Annotated in this window: 15 protein-coding genes; all 15 read left to right on the top strand. The window is 33.3% G+C overall.

Going from position 1 to position 17,155, the window contains the following annotated elements; translation table 11 throughout:
• Positions 1-184 precede the first annotated feature (184 nt).
• The 15 genes from BWI92_RS12505 to BWI92_RS12425 all read left to right on the top strand — a co-directional run bounded on the left by BWI92_RS12505 (position 185) and on the right by BWI92_RS12425 (position 17,071).
• Entirely contained in the window at positions 185-595 is a 411-nt protein-coding gene (locus tag BWI92_RS12505; RefSeq protein WP_095163600.1) for a hypothetical protein, read from the top strand.
• A gap of 170 nt (positions 596-765) precedes the next feature.
• Positions 766-1,185, top strand: a complete 420-nt coding sequence (locus BWI92_RS12500; RefSeq protein ID WP_095163599.1) for a DUF4259 domain-containing protein — start codon at positions 766-768, stop codon at positions 1,183-1,185.
• Positions 1,186-1,398: 213 nt separating this feature from the next.
• Positions 1,399-2,064: a CPBP family intramembrane glutamic endopeptidase gene (locus BWI92_RS12495; RefSeq protein ID WP_141234766.1), complete on the top strand. Its 666-nt coding sequence runs from the start codon at positions 1,399-1,401 to the stop codon at positions 2,062-2,064.
• 269 nt (positions 2,065-2,333) lie between these two features.
• Positions 2,334-2,951 carry a DUF4375 domain-containing protein gene (locus BWI92_RS12490; protein WP_176464408.1) on the top strand — a complete coding sequence of 206 codons (618 nt, stop codon included), beginning with the start codon at positions 2,334-2,336 and terminating at the stop codon, positions 2,949-2,951.
• A gap of 1,244 nt (positions 2,952-4,195) precedes the next feature.
• On the top strand, positions 4,196-5,503 hold the full coding sequence (locus BWI92_RS12485) for a hypothetical protein (protein ID WP_095163596.1): 1,308 nt from the start codon (positions 4,196-4,198) through the stop codon (positions 5,501-5,503).
• Between the two features lie 118 nt (positions 5,504-5,621).
• Positions 5,622-6,461 carry a hypothetical protein gene (locus tag BWI92_RS12480; protein ID WP_095163595.1) on the top strand — a complete coding sequence of 280 codons (840 nt, stop codon included), beginning with the start codon at positions 5,622-5,624 and terminating at the stop codon, positions 6,459-6,461.
• A gap of 65 nt (positions 6,462-6,526) precedes the next feature.
• The gene (locus tag BWI92_RS12475; protein WP_095163594.1) at positions 6,527-7,042 is read left to right on the top strand and encodes a hypothetical protein; all 516 of its coding nucleotides are present in this window, start codon (positions 6,527-6,529) and stop codon (positions 7,040-7,042) included.
• A 33-nt stretch (positions 7,043-7,075) separates the two neighbouring features.
• Positions 7,076-7,774: a hypothetical protein gene (locus tag BWI92_RS12470; RefSeq protein WP_095163593.1), complete on the top strand. Its 699-nt coding sequence runs from the start codon at positions 7,076-7,078 to the stop codon at positions 7,772-7,774.
• Between the two features lie 515 nt (positions 7,775-8,289).
• Positions 8,290-9,363 carry a serine hydrolase gene (locus BWI92_RS12460; protein ID WP_095163591.1) on the top strand — a complete coding sequence of 358 codons (1,074 nt, stop codon included), beginning with the start codon at positions 8,290-8,292 and terminating at the stop codon, positions 9,361-9,363.
• Positions 9,364-9,386: 23 nt separating this feature from the next.
• Positions 9,387-10,157 carry a hypothetical protein gene (locus BWI92_RS12455; protein WP_095163590.1) on the top strand — a complete coding sequence of 257 codons (771 nt, stop codon included), beginning with the start codon at positions 9,387-9,389 and terminating at the stop codon, positions 10,155-10,157.
• Positions 10,158-10,311: 154 nt separating this feature from the next.
• A complete protein-coding gene (locus tag BWI92_RS12450; RefSeq protein WP_095163589.1) occupies positions 10,312-11,376 on the top strand; it encodes a two-component regulator propeller domain-containing protein in 1,065 nt (354 codons plus the stop codon).
• Between the two features lie 925 nt (positions 11,377-12,301).
• Positions 12,302-13,342, top strand: a complete 1,041-nt coding sequence (locus BWI92_RS12440) for a hypothetical protein (RefSeq protein WP_095163587.1) — start codon at positions 12,302-12,304, stop codon at positions 13,340-13,342.
• Between the two features lie 285 nt (positions 13,343-13,627).
• Positions 13,628-14,833, top strand: coding sequence for a WG repeat-containing protein (locus BWI92_RS12435; protein ID WP_095163586.1), 1,206 nt, complete (start codon positions 13,628-13,630; stop codon positions 14,831-14,833).
• 196 nt (positions 14,834-15,029) lie between these two features.
• Complete coding sequence (locus tag BWI92_RS12430) at positions 15,030-16,496, top strand: hypothetical protein (protein ID WP_095163585.1); 1,467 nt, start codon at positions 15,030-15,032, stop codon at positions 16,494-16,496.
• Positions 16,497-16,528: 32 nt separating this feature from the next.
• Positions 16,529-17,071: a M23 family metallopeptidase gene (locus tag BWI92_RS12425; RefSeq protein ID WP_095163584.1), complete on the top strand. Its 543-nt coding sequence runs from the start codon at positions 16,529-16,531 to the stop codon at positions 17,069-17,071.
• Positions 17,072-17,155: the final 84 nt, after the last annotated feature.

Genomic DNA, 17,155 nt, shown 5'->3' with positions numbered 1-17,155 from the left:
TTAGGATTTTATCCTAAATTTGGACAAAGCCATTCTGAACCCAAATGAAATGTAGAATTTTCTATATTTTGTTAATTGAAAAACTTCAAGGAAGGGTTGATTTGAGTTTTATAGTATTTCATTTTAAACAAAAATCTACAGTAAAAAAAACGATTTTTACAACCTTAAACCGACATGCATAATTGTGAATTGGATAATCAGAAATACCCGTAAACTCAAATTTCATACAAATTTAAAAGTTTTGTTGGAGCCTATTCAGGATGAAATTAGTAATCTAAAGTGGCTAATCTCAGATTTAGAGTTGAACACTGACCAACTAAAATATCTACCAATTAATCATGACAAAGACTGGTTTTTAATCTCTGCAGAAGAAATGAATGTTCTACGTAAAACAGAAATTCAAATAATTTGGGGCGTATTTGTCGGACTCCTTAAAACTCAAGAAATTGAGCCTTCACAAATTGATTTACCTTTTGCTGATGGGAATGGTCAAATATGGAAAAATGGTAATCTACAGGTGGAGCAGGCAAAGATTGAAATAATTGCTTGGGATAGTTCATACACTATCATTAAGTTCACTGACCCTAGTATGTAAAAATTTAAAGCCTATTTTCAGGAAGCAATCGAGTTAGAATGGTATAATTGGAAAAACTAAGTGTGTTGTATCCTTTCTAACAAAGAACTTCACTGTATATCCTATTTATGAAAGCATTCTTTTGCAAAATTTAAAACAATATAACCTTTAACAATTTAACTCAAAAATTTATGGGAGCTTGGGGATTCAAGTATTATGAAGATGATGATGCCTTTGATTTTATGGACGAAATCGAAGCATCCGAAAATCCAAAAGAACTAATTGAAGATGCCTTAGAAACTGCCTTAGAATCTGACTTTATTGACTCCACGGAAGGAAATGCGGTTATTGTTTCTGCCACTTATATTGACAGTCAGACAAACGGCACAAAGTTCTCTGAAAGTGAAACGGGCGAAATATTAGACGTTGACTCTTTTCCTGACAGAAATCCAAACATAGACCTGTCTGACCTAAAAGAGAAGGCGGTGATTGCCTTAGAAAAATTACTCGGAGAGGATTCTGAACCTAAGGAACTTTGGCAAGAGAATGAAGAGGATTATCCTTTTTGGAGAAAAGGGATAGAAAAACTCATTGAAAGATTGAATAAATAGTATCTCCTCGCTAGTGCTGGATTCCTATCCAGCACTCATTTTTCTAAGGCTTCAAGCCTATACTCTATTTCTCTTTGGTTATATCTATTAATCTCAATCCCTCAAATCACCTTGGCACTATATTTTTCTAATTACTACACGTTCTTAGGCTTAACTAGAATCCTCTTAGAAAGCATTTTGCCAGCTTTAATTTTATTTCCATTTCTCCTACTTTTGGCAAAAAACCAAACGAAAGTAAAGTCCATTATTATCCTTGTGCTTATCTTTTGGGTCTATCAAATTTTATTGAAAGCTCCAACCCAAACTCAGCATATACAAATCATACATAGTAAATGGAATTGGACAGGTAAAATCTTTACAATTACTTTTGGAACTTGCATATATTACCTAATTAGAGAAAGGCTAAAACCATTTGATTTTATTGGATTTAAAAAGGAATCAATTTTTCTCAAAAGACCACTCATAGTAGCAAGCTTACCTATTTTATTAGCTTTCTTCTCTTATTTTAATCCAAAAACAGAATATGACTTCGAAACATTATTGTACGAGTCAACGATGCCAGGGATTGATGAAGAAGTCATGTTTAGAGCTGTCTTTTTAGGTATTATGCTGAATGCCTTAAAAGAAAGAATTTCTTTTTTCAACCTATCTATTAGAAATCCAAGTCTCATCCTAAATGGACTGTTATTTGGTTTGGTTCATGGAGTTCAGATTACAGAAGAACTAGACGTAAATTTTGATTACCTAATGGGGTTAGGCACCTTTTTCTATGGTTATTTGTATGGTTGGCTAACTGTTCAAAGCAGGAGTATTTTGTTGGGAGTGTTTTCTCATAACTTTAGCAATGTATTAATACACCTCATCCCAATGATTAAGTAACTAAAGAATTTCAAGCGTTTTCTATCAATAAAAACCTATTGGAGATTAAAAATACAATTCAATATTAAAGTAGTTTTGGTCTGCGATACAAAAGAAATATCTTTAGTACCTAAATAGAGTATCTTATTATTCAACATAAATCACGATAAACACACTTATTTCTTATGTCTCAAGTAGCAGAGTTTGATTGGTTAAATTGGCTTCTAAATCTAGTATTAGCGTATTATATAGGTAGTTTCATTTGGGAGTTTCTAAAAAAATATTTTGTAATGGTACGTCTTTTCGATATTGAAAAAGGGAATCAAAATGAATTGATTCATTTTGTAACCATTTCAAAACAACAACTTGAAAATATTCAAACCACATATCAGTGGGAATCCTATGATGAATACGACAATCGAGTAACAGAATACATGGAATTGCTATTCGATAACCTAACTCAAAAACATAAAGGAAAAGAGAATTCAAATCTATTTTGGAAAGAGCTTACCAGAGGACAAAAAATCTTTTGGTCCTTTTTAGCATTTTCGGGAGAAGTAGATAATGGTGGGGTGAACCAATTTTTACATAACAAGGGCGAACATTTGAATGCGGTCAGACAAGTGATGGTTGAGCTAAATCAGACAGAGCTTTTGAAACTCTATGATAATTTCCTAGCAGAACTTAAGAAAAATAGTTTAAAAATGAATTGGTACCTTAGCTTATCTCAAACTACTATTCTGAGTAAAAACCAAAGACACAGAGCCTATTTGAAAAGTCTTGAACTACTAGATTCTCCAGAAGAGCTAAATGACTATTTTTATTCAGACGAGTGCAGACTCCAGTGGGACAAGGCGATGAGTGACTATATTGAAAGTAATTTACGACAGTTTGCCCTCATAAATTAATAGGAGATAATAAATACCTTTTACACGCAACAGTTTTAGGCAGTAAAAAAGAGGAAGCATTTCAATAAATTGAGGAGGTTGATGGCTTTTTTACTGTCTGTTACTAACAAATCACCTATTTATTAAATTATTCGTTCTCAACACTAGACAGATTCCCATTTCGATATTTATTGCTAATTTTCCAAAGTTCTTATTAATTCCTCAACCCATTCTGTCAGATGAAATTTACACCTTATTCTTTATTTGCCATTACTTCAACGCTTTTATTGGGTCTTGGTACTATATTTGCCTCGCGAACATTTGATATTATCTTACACGATTCCTTTTACGTAATAGGATATCTTCCCATCTCCATCTCATTTAGCCTCATTTCAGGATTGATGGCGCTAATCTATTTTGTACTAAAAAAACAGGAAAACGTGTAAATCAAAAGATAGGATTTTGGCATTGGAGTCTTTTTAATTTTGGATGGGTTCTTTTAGCCATTTCCTTCAATTTGGAACAACTAATCAAAAATTATAATGTAGTCGAATATGCAATTATTGTGTTATTGTTAGGTGGTTTGACTACGTTTTTGATCAGTTTTCTGACCTTCGCTTTTGGCGTTTTCAAAGCTTTTAGAAATAAAGATATTTAAACTTTTTCGCTTCGGTTGAATAAACTCATCGCTAGTGCTGGATTCCTATCCAGCACTCATTTTTTCTAAGGCTTCAAGCCAAAACAAAAAAATTTTGAATGCGTTCTATAGCACTTTCGGGGTCGAATCCCTTCTAATCCAAATTGTAGATTAATTATTAGTTTTCTCGCAAGATAAACTGATTAACAGTATCTTTACAATTCTCATGAATAGTAACGGGTGTCGGGAGTTTCAAAACGGAATACCTAAAATCTACCATTCTCTAAATCCTTCATGATCTTGCAAACTCATCGGAATTCACGAATCCAACTAAATGCAGTGCAGGCAATTTGACACACATTTGGTTGATTCAATTACATAACAATATACACTTGTATCATTTCACACTCCACCATAAGATGAAGAACGTACTATTACTGTTTTTTTTTCAATAATTATTTTTTCATGTGAGAAAGTAATTACTGAACCCACAAAAAGTTCTGCTAAAAAAATTGTATCCTTTGAGATTTCAATTTCAAATCAACGATACCAAGCCTCCATTGATAGCGTTAAAAATACCATTACACTTTATTTACCCTTTGGCTCAGAAGTAAATCAACTTGCGCCTTTGATTACTCATTCTGAAAATTCAATAATTTCACCTGCCTCAAATGAACCTCAAGATTTTTCAAAAAATATAATTTATAAGGTAACCGCCGAAGATGGAAGCACTGTAAATTATAGTGTCATTATTGTATTTGGGCCTCCTAAAAGTAAAGAAAAAGTCATCAACTCAGGCATCTTACCTATTGATAATCAAGAAATTAAAATAGACATAGATACGATTAAACAGACATTAAGTGCTGTCGTACCATACGGTACAAATATTTCAAGCTTGAGCCCTAAAATAAATATTTCAGACAAAGCCAGTATAAACCCTGCTTCTAGTAGTCAACAAGATTTCACCGCCCCTGTCGCATATACGATTACAGCAGAAGATGGTTCTAGTGCTGTTTATACTTTTGTTATTAAAGTCAGCAAACCAAGCTCTTCAGATTTGCAAAAAATGTCGAACAAATGGGAAAATACAAGAGATCTAAATTTTAAAATGATAAATTTAGATGTAAACGGAAATATCTGGTGTGCAAATAACAAATATGGAGGATTTGCGGAGCTAGTTAAAATTCAAAATGGGAAAGAAATTATCATTGATTTTTCAAAGTTTCAAGCACAACAAATAAATAATATTCTAGAGTTTGATCATTCAATTTGGGTTGGAACTACCAATGGTATCATAAACATTAGTGGCAAAGACACCACTAAATATAATCTACCCAATAACGACATTAAATCGTTACGTATATTTGACAATCAACTTTTTTGCTCAACAACAACTTCGATTTATAAATTAGAAAACTTTAAATGGACACTATTAGCGACGAATCAGAATGAAGTTTTTATTGATTTTGTCGTCACTACAAATAATATCTACCTAATCACTGCAAAATCTTTGTTAAAATACGATGGGACTTTTAAGAAAGTTAATCATTCATTAAAATACACTGATTTTGAAACCATCCAAATAGATTCTCAAGGGGTAATTTGGATTTCACATTGGTCAGGGATTGTAAAATATGAAAATGACAATTTTACCTATTTCGATTATTCTACAATGACTGGCATGCCAGATTCAGGATTGGACAGCTTCATTATTGATAAATATGATAATATTTGGATGGCATGGGGGAAACATGGTGTGATAGTATTTCATAATGGTGCTATTCTACATACATTTAATAAACAAAACTCAAATATTATATCAGATAATACATCTAATGTGGTTTTAAAAGACAATATTATTGCAATTGCCTGTTTTGACTACCGAGGTCTAGGCTTTCCAACATATATGGGTGTGTCGAAATTAAAAATTCAATAATTATCCCATTGAAAACAGTTGGGTTAAATTCTTCAATGCTAGTGCTGGTAGTTAGTCCAGCACTTTTAATAACTGTGGAAGTTAAATTCTGAAATCCTTGAAACAAAAATCTAACACCTTGAAAACTATTATCTATCCATTGGCACTTCTTCTAAGCTCCTGTTTACAAGATAACTACATCGCCAACCCAAATGATTATCCATCTTCATGGATACCTAATATCTTGGATAAATTTCGAGAAGGTCGAAATCGATTTGAAGCAACAAGTATGACATTTCCAGAAAACTTAATCCTATTTTCTGGTACACTCTCGGATAGCCTACATTTTAGTCTGAACAGCATTTTGCTTTGCAGACAACCAGCAAGCAAACCTCCTTTCAAACAAGATGCCCTTAAAACAGGACTACAAATCACCGTATGTCCGACACAAAATCTGGGTATGTTTGAAGATTTTGATTCCATTCCTCCTGCCCCGCAATTCCTTGAAAAAAGTACAGAAATCGACAGCCTTGCCACGATTAGGGATTACAACAAATGGATTTCAAGAAAAAGGAATTTGATACAAGCAATTCCAGTAATCATTTGTAATGCAGGAGTTGAAAAAATCTTACTTGAACAACAAGATAAAAAACTGACGATGATTCAAGAAGCCAAGGATGAATTAGGTAACTGGAGACCTATTGAATATTGGATTTTTCCAAGGTGTGATTATAGCCGTGCACCTATTGAACTCTTGCCAAATGATTTGATTTTAACCAGAATAATTCGTTATAAAGGTGATTTTGAAACAGATATTCGATTAAAGTTAAGGAGCAATTTGTATTTGTATTATTCTAATAGCTACCGCGGGACAATTCATAAAAGCCAATTCAATTTGCCCGAAAGAGTACAGCGAAATTATTCGGAAGATGGCAAGATTGATAAACACACCTCAGATATGTTTTTTCTAAATTATTAGGTAGTTTTACAAAGTTGCTTCTATGTAATTTTGAAGGTAACCCAAAAAATATTTTTACCCATTCGATGACTGATTCTATTTTAACAAAGGACACAAAATCAAAAATCGAAAGACGAGCCTATTATCAAATCATTGGAGGCTTTTTCGGCACACTCTTATCTATTTATTCAATTATCAAAAGTGAGTCACCAGTCAGTTACATCTATTTTTTGGCAGCAACGCTTATGGTGTTTAATTTATTCACTATTTTTTCTGGTCAGCAATTAATAACAGGTAAAGTTAAAAGAGGTCTTTTACTTTCATTAATTTGTCAAATCCCACAAAATATCAATTTTACTATAGCTGGATTTGGATCCACTTTAGTTTCTGGAATTCTGATCTCAATCGGCGTTGACTATACTCAATCATTTAAGTTGGTTATGAACAGTGGCTTCTCAATGTTAGCCTTCAATTGGAACAATCAAGATGCGTCGATTATCTTCAACATAAATATTGTGGCAGCCTTCTGGACTGCACAAATTGTAAAAATTCAAGAGGAGATTAAATATAGAGAAAGGTTGCTTGATGGGTTGACTTTGTAGGGTAAAAGTAAGCGAACAACATTAAATTAAAATATGAAATATTACGCATTGTTTGATAAAGCTCCCTTTTTTCTTCCTGTTGTTGCTGAACATACTTATATTCATGCAGTAGATCGTGTGGATCTTTTTTATGGCAAAAACACTGAAACCAAATTTGTAAAACCGATAGGAGTATATACGTCAGAGTTCTATGAATTCATGATGGATACAGATATTGGGGATGGTAGCTTTGTTATAAATGAAGGAGTGAAAAATATTCTGGAAAAATATAACATTGATAACCTAAAATTCTATGAAATTGCTGTTTTTGTTGGTAAGGAACAGCAAAATTGGAAAGAGTTTTCACAGATTTCTGATAAATTTTATTACGTCACAATACAAAAATATGACTATTTAAGTGAGATCAATTTTCAGATGTCTCGTTTTTTATTAGGACCTTCCTATAAAAGAGAAGATGAGCACTTAGCAATAGAAGTTAGGGATTTAGAAGACTTAAAGAGAATTAGTAGAGAAAATTCAGATATGAATATAACTGCAAAGAAATTATTTATTCATGATAGTTCTATGAAATTTGATATAATCAATTTTAACCTAAATGGTTTAAATTTTTATCATTTTAGAAATCCACTAGGTATATCAGAACGATTAAAAGAAATTTTGAGTCTTCATAACGTAAGTGGCATCGATAGATACAGCTCTGAATTCGTTTGTGAGATCTTTGATAAATTATGAGAGATGGTGTTCATGCGGTCGCTGGTGCTGGATACCTCTCATGTACTCTTTTTCTTGGGATTTTATCCCAAACCTTTAGTAGAGGTGGACATCAATGAAGATTTAAACCAATGGCTCTATGGATCCACCCTTGACACCATTTCATATTTACAAGAAATGTTTGAGTCTCAAAAAAAGTAGAAATAATTGAACAAGTATGCACTGGATGTAGTAGTATGATTGAGTTCATTATCAAAGACATAGATGACCATGCCGTACAAACAAACTGGTTGTTGGTTGAATGTGTTACTTGTTCAGAGTTAAATTTAATTCCGACTGGCAAAAATATTAGGCTACAAAATTGCGGTACGTATCTAATAAAAGAGCAGCTAGATGGAAAGGACTATAACCAGAACAGTGCTCTCGATTACTTAGCACATCTCAAGCAAAATCGAAGTTAAACAATTTGTCTATAATGCACTGAAATTATGAGGTATTAACTTTATCTTTTCCATGCTCATATAACTCCCTTTCCAATGAAATATCTTTCAATTTGCCTCCTGATTCTGATTACATCATGTACATTTGGACAACAAGAAACCTTTGATGAGGTGCTAAACTATTACCAAACTAAGCAAAACTTTAATGGAACGGTACTTGTATCGAAGGGTGGTAAAATAGAGTTTTTACAAGGCATTGGTATTGCTAACCGAGAGACTAATTCAAAAATTTCTAAATTTTCAACTTTCAGAATAGCCTCTATGACTAAAGCATTTACGGCAGTTTTGATTTTACAACTTTACGAAAAAGGTAAAATAGATTTGAAGACCCCTTTCGGCAAATATTTCCCAACTTACAAAGGCAATGCAAAAAATGTAGCAACCATCGAAAATTTACTAACCTACAGCTCAGGAATTCCTGACAAATTGGGTAATATTGGCATGCAACCCTACAAGAAGCGGTTGTCTCTCGATGATTTTATAAATCAATATTGTAGTGAAGATATCGTCGAGAAACCAGGGGAGAAAAGTATCTACAGCAATGTTGAGTATATAATTTTGACTAAAATAATTGAGAATATCACCCAAAAATCCTTCTTGAAAGTCCTCCAAGAGCAAATCCTAATACCTTTAAAAATAAGTCATTCTGGATTGATCAGTGATAAACACAAGCCCAAAGATTTAGTAGATTCCTATTCTATCAATGACAGCACCAAAACCTTCAAGAAAGATGAACCGTATTTTGCCGAAAATTTCTTTGGTGCGGGTGCCATGTATTCAAGTGCGGAAGATTTATTCAAATTTGATCAAGGGATTTTTCAAGAGAAATTACTCAGCACCGCTAACACAAAACTACTTATCAAACCAAACCCAAAACTTGGGAATGCTGCTTTTGGCGTATGGTACGCCGATGGATATGGGACATTCAACAAACCCTTTATTTATCGCACTGGTGGAATTCTAGGTGCAAACTCAAATTGGATACATACCCTCGAGGACCAGCGCTGCATTATTGTCTTAAATAATACCGATGGGACGAACCTTTATGGCATGTCAGAGCAATTCTATTTAGTAAGTAAGGGCCAAAAACCCAGCATGATAAAAAATTAATAAATCTTAGCGAGTCTAAAAATATGATGGAATTTATTCAAGAAATAAAGAATCGAAATGAGGTCTTATTTTATTTTGGTCAAGTCTGCCTTTGGTTTGGAGTTGTATTTTTATTGTTATCGGCAATTTCTTCATTGAAAATCTACGGCATAAGCGCATGGTACAAACCTTTTAAATTTGCTATTTCATTGGGCGTATATTCATGGACGATGGCATGGTATTGTCATTATTTACCCAATTTTAATTTGAGTTTGTTCAACTGGACTGTCGTAGTTCTATGGAGCTTTGAACTTATTTATATTACATTACAAGCAAGTAAAGGGCAACTTTCACACTATAACTTATCGACGCCAGTTTATACGATACTGTATGGTCTAATGGCCATTGCCGCCACTGTTGTTACGCTATACACAGCATATGTCGGTTTTTTATTTTTCAAAAATGACTTCCCAATGTTACCTACATATTACCTTTGGGCAATCAGACTGGGCATTGTACTCTTTGTGATTTTCTCATTTGAAGGTTTTGCTATGGGCTCACGACTCAATCATAGTGTAGGAGCGCTTAACGATAACTCAAATTTATGGATTATTGCATGGAGTAAAACGGTGGGGGATTTGAGAGTTGCACACTTTATCGGGATGCATGCTTTACAAATATTACCAATCCTTTCATTTTATTTCTTAAAAGACACCAAACTTACAATAGAGCTTGCCCTCATATACGGGCTTCTCTCTATAAGCACACTTATTCAGGCTTTACAGGGAAAGTCTTTTCTAAAAAGCTTTTCCTAACTTAATTTAATCGATAAACGGTGCTCTATATATTTTGCCATTACAACAGCTCGAAGTTTTCCAATATTATGGAGCTTTTGTTGAAAAGAAATAATTACTTAGTTAACTTGAATGCAGTTAAGTAAGTAATAAACCTCTTATCTTCAAAACCTGTATGATTTCTTTCAAAACAACAATCACATTTAGCCTATTCATACTTTTATCCTCTTGTTTTGGGCAATTAAAAACGCAAGAAAATAACTCAGCTCCAACCGTCGTAAAATCCTTCAAAACAACTGGATTGGCCCCTGATTTTGATACCACATTGGTAAGTCAGTACATCAGAAGTATTTTTCAAGATTCGAAAGGTAATTTGTGGTTTGGCACCATCGGTGATGGTGTAGTTCGCTATGACAAAAAAAACTTGCAATACTTTTCAACCCAAGAAGGATTTATCTCAAATAGCGTTTTTGCCATCAAGGAAGACCATCAAGGGAATATGTGGTTTGGAACAGACCAAGGTGTTTATCAATATAATGGCAAAACCTTTCGAAACTTCAATCAAAAAGACGGACTTCAGCAAATAGATATCAGTCGCAGAAGTATCCTAGTGGATAAATCTGGTAAAATTTGGGTAGGCACTCATCGAGGTGTGTATCAATATGATGCCGAGGCTGACCAACAAGGGAAGCCTAGCTTTAGTGTATTTTCATTACTACCAGAAATCAACACAGCCGATATATTTGAAGATAAATCAGGAAATATTTGGTTTGCGACGTCCAATCAAGGAGTTTTTAAATATGATGGAAAAACAATCACAAATTTTAATGAAAAAGCCCAACTAGGAGAAAACTATGCAGGAGGAATTGCGCAAGATCCAGCAGGCAATATGTGGTTTGTGTTCAAAAATGGAATCTGTAAATATGACGGTAAAACATTTACAGAATATACCGCTAAAGATGGCTTAGGAGGAACTGAGTTTTGGGGCATATTGATAGAGAAATCAGGGATTATCTGGATAACTGCCAGAGGTAGCAACACCAGATATAATCCATCCATTTCATTACCAAACCCTAAAGCATTTAGTGTATTTACTTCGGCAAACGGGTTTACCTGCTGTGTGCAAAGCATGTTCCAAGATAAATCTGGTAAAGTATGGTGGGGTACTGGTCAAGGACTCTATAATTTTGATCAAACAAGATTTTATCAGGTAAAACGAAGCGGTCCTTGGCAAAACTAAGTATTGTCTGTGCTGGATTACGACTAAACCGCTAGTGCTGCATTCACCCACTGGTGCTGGATTCCTATCCAGCACCGACCATTTCTTAGGATTTTATCCGATTTGTATAGCCATAATTATTTCGCTGATTCTGTTATCAATTCATTCGTTAATTTTTCTAAATTAGTGCAGAAATTAATACTTCTACCGATTAAAAATCAATTTTAACCGTAACTCAAATGAAAATATTTCTTACACTTAAACATTGGCAACTTTTCGCCATTACCTTCGGCCTACCTATTATTATTCAAATACTCGGAATTGTATTTATACTTGGAATGGATAAGCCCGATAATATTATTTTATTCAACTATCTATTTCCTATTTTAACTATTGTATTCGCCTGTATTTATTTTGGTTGGTTTTATTCGGTTGGAACAAATTTACATCATAAATTACCTCCCTCTGTAAAAATGAATCTAGTGCTTTTCAAATCCTTTTTGGTTTTTCCTATCATTTATATCGGATTTATATGCATTTTTATTTTTAACATGTCTCAGTTGAGGGAACCTAATTTTATGCTATTCACTTTGATTTTTCCTCTTCACTTAATTTCGATGTTTTGTGTTTTCTACTGCTTATATTTTGTAACGAAGGTGATAAAAACGGTAGAAAGACAGGAAAAGGTAAGCTTTGGCGATTGCTTGGGGGATTTTTTCCTGATATGGTTTTTCTTCATTGGCATTTGGATTATCCAACCAAGAATTAATGCGCTATATCAAAAAGATGTAGCATAGAAAACAAATTACCAACCAGAAGGGTATTTTGTGCCTGTTTCAGTTTTAAAACTGCTGAAAACACTAGTCCAAGACTAAGTCTTGAACTAGTGTTTTAACTCAGAAAATATCATCGACCTCGTACTCCAAAACCTCCAATCAAATATATTATGAATAAAATCATCCTCTTTTTGATAGCATTAAACCTCATTGGCTGCCAAAAAGAAAAACAGAATCCCGAACAAAAGATTTTTGATAGAATCTTATTTGTATATCATTTAAAACAAACCGTGGAAGCTGAAACGTGGAAGACATTCAATGCTCCTCAATATGATGTTCCATTGGTTTATTTTACAGATTCTAGTTCGTATATAGCAAATCCCACCGAAAAATTTCTAAAAACATTCAAGTCTGAACTTTTAATGGAGGATGGTAAAGTTAAAATTTACAAAACTCAAAAAAGAGTGGATGATTCTCCCTTTCACATGGAGACAGGTATGACTTTGGGCGACCCTACCCCTGAGTTTAATTACCATTCGCCTTTTATGATGTGTAGTAGCTTCGAGGAGACTGTCAAAACCATCCCTGATGTTGGATCCACGGATGAATGGACCACCATGATTATCCACGAATATTTTCACGGTTTTCAATATAAGCACAAACCCTATATGGAGTATTATGAAAAAGAAATCGTACAAATCCAACCAGATAGTTTGAGTGCTTTTTACAAAACCGTTCCTTGGTTTAAAGAATCTATTGATCTCGAAAATAGGTTTTTGTTGGAGGCTATCTCAGAAAAAGATAACATTAAAACTGCTAAAATCCTTCGTGATTTTTGGGTTAAAAGAAAGCAAAGAAGGCAAAAATTCCAAAAGGTATTCAAGTTTGATATCGACAAATTTGAAAAGTGTTATGAAACCATGGAAGGTACCGCAAGATATGTTGAGTTCTCATTATACAATCATTTTACCCAAAGAAAACCAGATGAAAGCTTATTAAAATCTGACAGCTCTTTCAAATCATTTGCAAAATTCAAGAACTATAATCTTCAAAAGGATCAATGGTTGTATCTGAGTAACAAAACTACATACTTCTATGCAACGGGTTTCAATATGGCTCGCCTCCTCGACAAACTAGGCATTGATTACAAATCAAGACTGTTTAAAGACGGAAAAATCACTTTGGAGGATATCTTGCAGGAAAAGCAGTAGAACCTCAAATATGTTTCCAATTGTGATTATGTAATCGTGCTGAATAAGATTTAAGTTATTTGTTTAGGCAACAGGCAAAAGACAAAGAGTGTTAAAATGTTTTCAGTAACGATAGATATATTTTGCCGAATGCCCATAGCCGAAAGCCAAAAGCTATAAGATTAAAATTTATTTTGCCCACTAACTTAAGTAGATAGAAATATGCTTTTTCATCTACTTAAGTATTCACAAATAGTTCTATCTTTCCGTCCCGATTAATCTCGATGCTTCAAATCCAACATAATTATGCGAAATCTAGGTGTCAAAGTAGTAAAATTTATCATAGTCTTCAGTATTGTTATGCTTTACCATGGATTAGCATTAGGACAAAAAAACGACGTTTGGATACGCTATCATGATAGAGCCAAGAATTTATACGGCTACAAAGATTTAAAAGGTAAAATTAAAATTCCCGCCAAGTTCGAAAAATATTTTACCCAAGCTGACTCATTTTACAATATCATCTCGGTAAAAGAAGAAACCTTACATGATTACAAGACTTATTATCTCCTTAAAAATGGGAAAAAAGTTGGTTTAGACAGCTTATATATTTTAGACTATGCTGTTGATTGTGAAAGTGAAGGCAAAATCCGATTCCAGAACAAGAAAAATGACAGAATTGGCTTTTTAGATAAAAATGGGAAAGCTGTCATACCTGCCATTTATAATTATGCAACGCCGTTTTATAATGGTGTGTCCAGAGCACTTATAAATGCAAAACGTACGTGCTGGGATGAAAAGGAGGATACACTAAACTGTGAACATCTAGCTTGGAAAGGAGGAATCAAAGTTTTAATTAACGATAAAAATGAGATTTTGGCTGATAGTCTTCATAACCTTCCAGATAATATTAATTGGTATTCATTAAAAACAAATCAAGCCGACTTAGACACGAGTATTTGGTTTACTATTAAGGGGAAAAATGGGAATACCTATTCATTTATAGACTATCAAAAAGAGTTCAGACATTGGTTTGATACGGAGTTTTTGCCCGCCCTAAAATCCACGAATAAAGAGAGTTTGAAACGGCTGTTCTTTTCAGATTTACAAATTGAATCGTTGAAATTAGGGACGAGTAATCCCCATCAAAAAAATTTCAATACTTTTGTCCGCAAAATAGTTACACCCGAACGATTTCAAGCCAATGCTGTAAAAGAAATCCATATAATGAATGTGGATTTAATGTTCATGAACTCAGAAAAACCTATTTATAAAAAATATTTTGACGCATGCGGTCGCCACCAAAAAGAGAAGTTTCCTACTTTTTTAATTACCATCGACTACTATATAAAAAGAAAAGAAGCACTTACTCTAAAGAGTTTTCCTCAGGTAGATGCAAATTGGAAACCATCTGAATTTGATATCAATTTTGAACTTGATTATCAGGAAAGATTTGAATTTCTTAGAACCTCAAATGGGTATAAACTCGTTGATGTGGAAGTAAAAAATTAAACAATTCCGAAATTATATGGTGATGCTACAAATCAGTTTTCTGTAGGTTACGTTCATAAGAGTCAGTTATTCATAATGTAGGAATAACTAAACATTTGAAAAGTGAAATATTTATTTTGTAATACCATAGACTTTTACAAAACCAGACAATTACCTTCAAAATCATGAATAATTGTACAAAAGATAAATCAGAAAAATGTCAACCTATTTCAAAATCATAACATTTGTTACAACCCTAATTGCTTCGATTACAGCATTAGCACAAACACCATCTTTCGAAAAAAACCTTAATGACGCCTTCATAAAGGCTAAAAAATCAAATAAGAATTTATTGATCTATCGTTATGATTCAACTTCAATTTATTTAAGTAAGACTAATAAACAAAATACAGATGATTATCTGTTAGATTCTCTATTACGTGTATCTGGTGAAAAGAATATTTTCACTAAAGATTTTGTTCTTTTTCCTTTAGAAATTAACAGCGATAAAAAGGATGAAAAAGAATTCCGAAGCGAGTTAATTCTGGATTTTACGCCTGATTTTTACGTGTTTTCACCCGATAGTACCTGTTTAGCTTACTTAAAGACTTATTTACAAGGTCAAGAGATTTCAAAAAATATTATCCAAGAGATTAAAGATAGCATAAATGCAAATAACCAGAATCGGATTTCCTTTGAACAAAAGTTGTATACTAATACAGTTTCTAAGGAAGAATTACTCCAGATTATAAAAAAACGGTTCCTTCTAAAATTAAGCTCACTTAAATTGCTCAATAAATATGCCTCAATGGAGGAAAACCTTACGAACGATTTATATCAATTTATAGAGGTAGAATATATTACTACCAAAGATCGTATAGTACAAAGTTTCTTGCATGAACCAAAGGATAGTTCTTTTCAAGATCAAAGAAAAATGCTCAACAGAGTGATTGCTCAAAGAGTACTAGAAAATGCAAAAGAAAACCCAGATAAAATTGAATTTGAAAATGCGCTAATGATGAATCAAAATGCTTTTTCACGTTCTTGTGCTATTTCATTGGCAGAAACACTAAGCACAAATAGCTATTTACAAAATGAATTTATACAGGAGCAACTAAAGTCTGCATTTGAATATTATAAATGGATAAATGACACATTGAATATTATTGATTATGGTACAAGATATGGTAATAATATTCTCAGGAGATACTGGTCTAAGCAGAAAGAGTATTTGGATTTACATTTGCTTCAGTCTGATTTTGTTTCAAATCTTAGAATGTACTCTAATGATGATGAAAGAAAAGCTGCGATGAAGGAAAATGGAAAAAATAAGTTGAAAATGATAAAGCAACTTGGTAGAGACTATAACGAAGCGTACTCAAAAGATTTAAATAAAATTGCTTGGAAAATTTATCAATCAACTAAAAAAGCTTCGAGTTTAACAACTGCTTTAAAATTTTCAAGGTTTTCTATAAATCTTTGGAAAGCACCAGAACAATTGGACACCTATGCTCACTTGTTATTTGCATTGGGCAAGACAAAAGAGGCTATTCTTTATCAAGAAATGGCTGTAAAAGATGCAAAAAAATCTACCAAAATGTATAATTCCATAGTCGAAGAGTTTGAAAATGAGTTAAAGCGTTTCAAAAAAGCAAGTATAACACCTCACCAGAAGAACATCTAGTTACAAAGATTTGATATTCCACCTTTTCTCCAATGCAAAAAATAAAACTCTCTAAATCATTTTTATATATCGCAACCATTATTGTCATCGGGTTCTGTATTCCTCAAAACCTCAAAATGCCTGTTGCAGAAGCCACAAAGGATAGCTACAACCAACAATCCTTTTGGTATTATCCATGGGGAAAATCGGTCACTCATAAAGGGGTAGATATTTTTGCTAAAAAGGGGACAAAAGTCTTTTCTGCTACTAAGGGTATTGTGTTATATCAGGGCGAAATTCCCATAGGGGGAAAAATCGTATTTGTACTCGGACCAAAATGGAGGCTTCATTATTATGCACATTTGGACAAAATTACGGTTCATGTTCTAAATTTTGTAAACCATCAATCTGTGATTGGAACAGTTGGGGATTCTGGCAATGCTTCAGGCAAAAGCCCGCATCTGCATTATTCTATTGAAACCATAATTCCTTATCCTTGGAGAATTGATAAAAGTCGCCAAGGATGGAGAAAAATGACTTTTTTAGACCCAACCGTATATTTGAACGAATATTTCTCCAACCGCCATCATGAATAGTAAGCGGCATCTGTTTTGAGAAAACTCGAAGACATTACCCTATATTCAATTTTAAAATTCCATAATTAAAACACTTATTCAAAA

The sequence above is a fragment of the Flectobacillus sp. BAB-3569 genome, from assembly GCF_002270355.1.
GTDB lineage: Bacteria > Bacteroidota > Bacteroidia > Cytophagales > Spirosomataceae > Flectobacillus > Flectobacillus roseus.
Note: the sequence above shows the minus strand (reverse complement) of the source record. Positions and strands in the feature narration are given on the sequence as shown.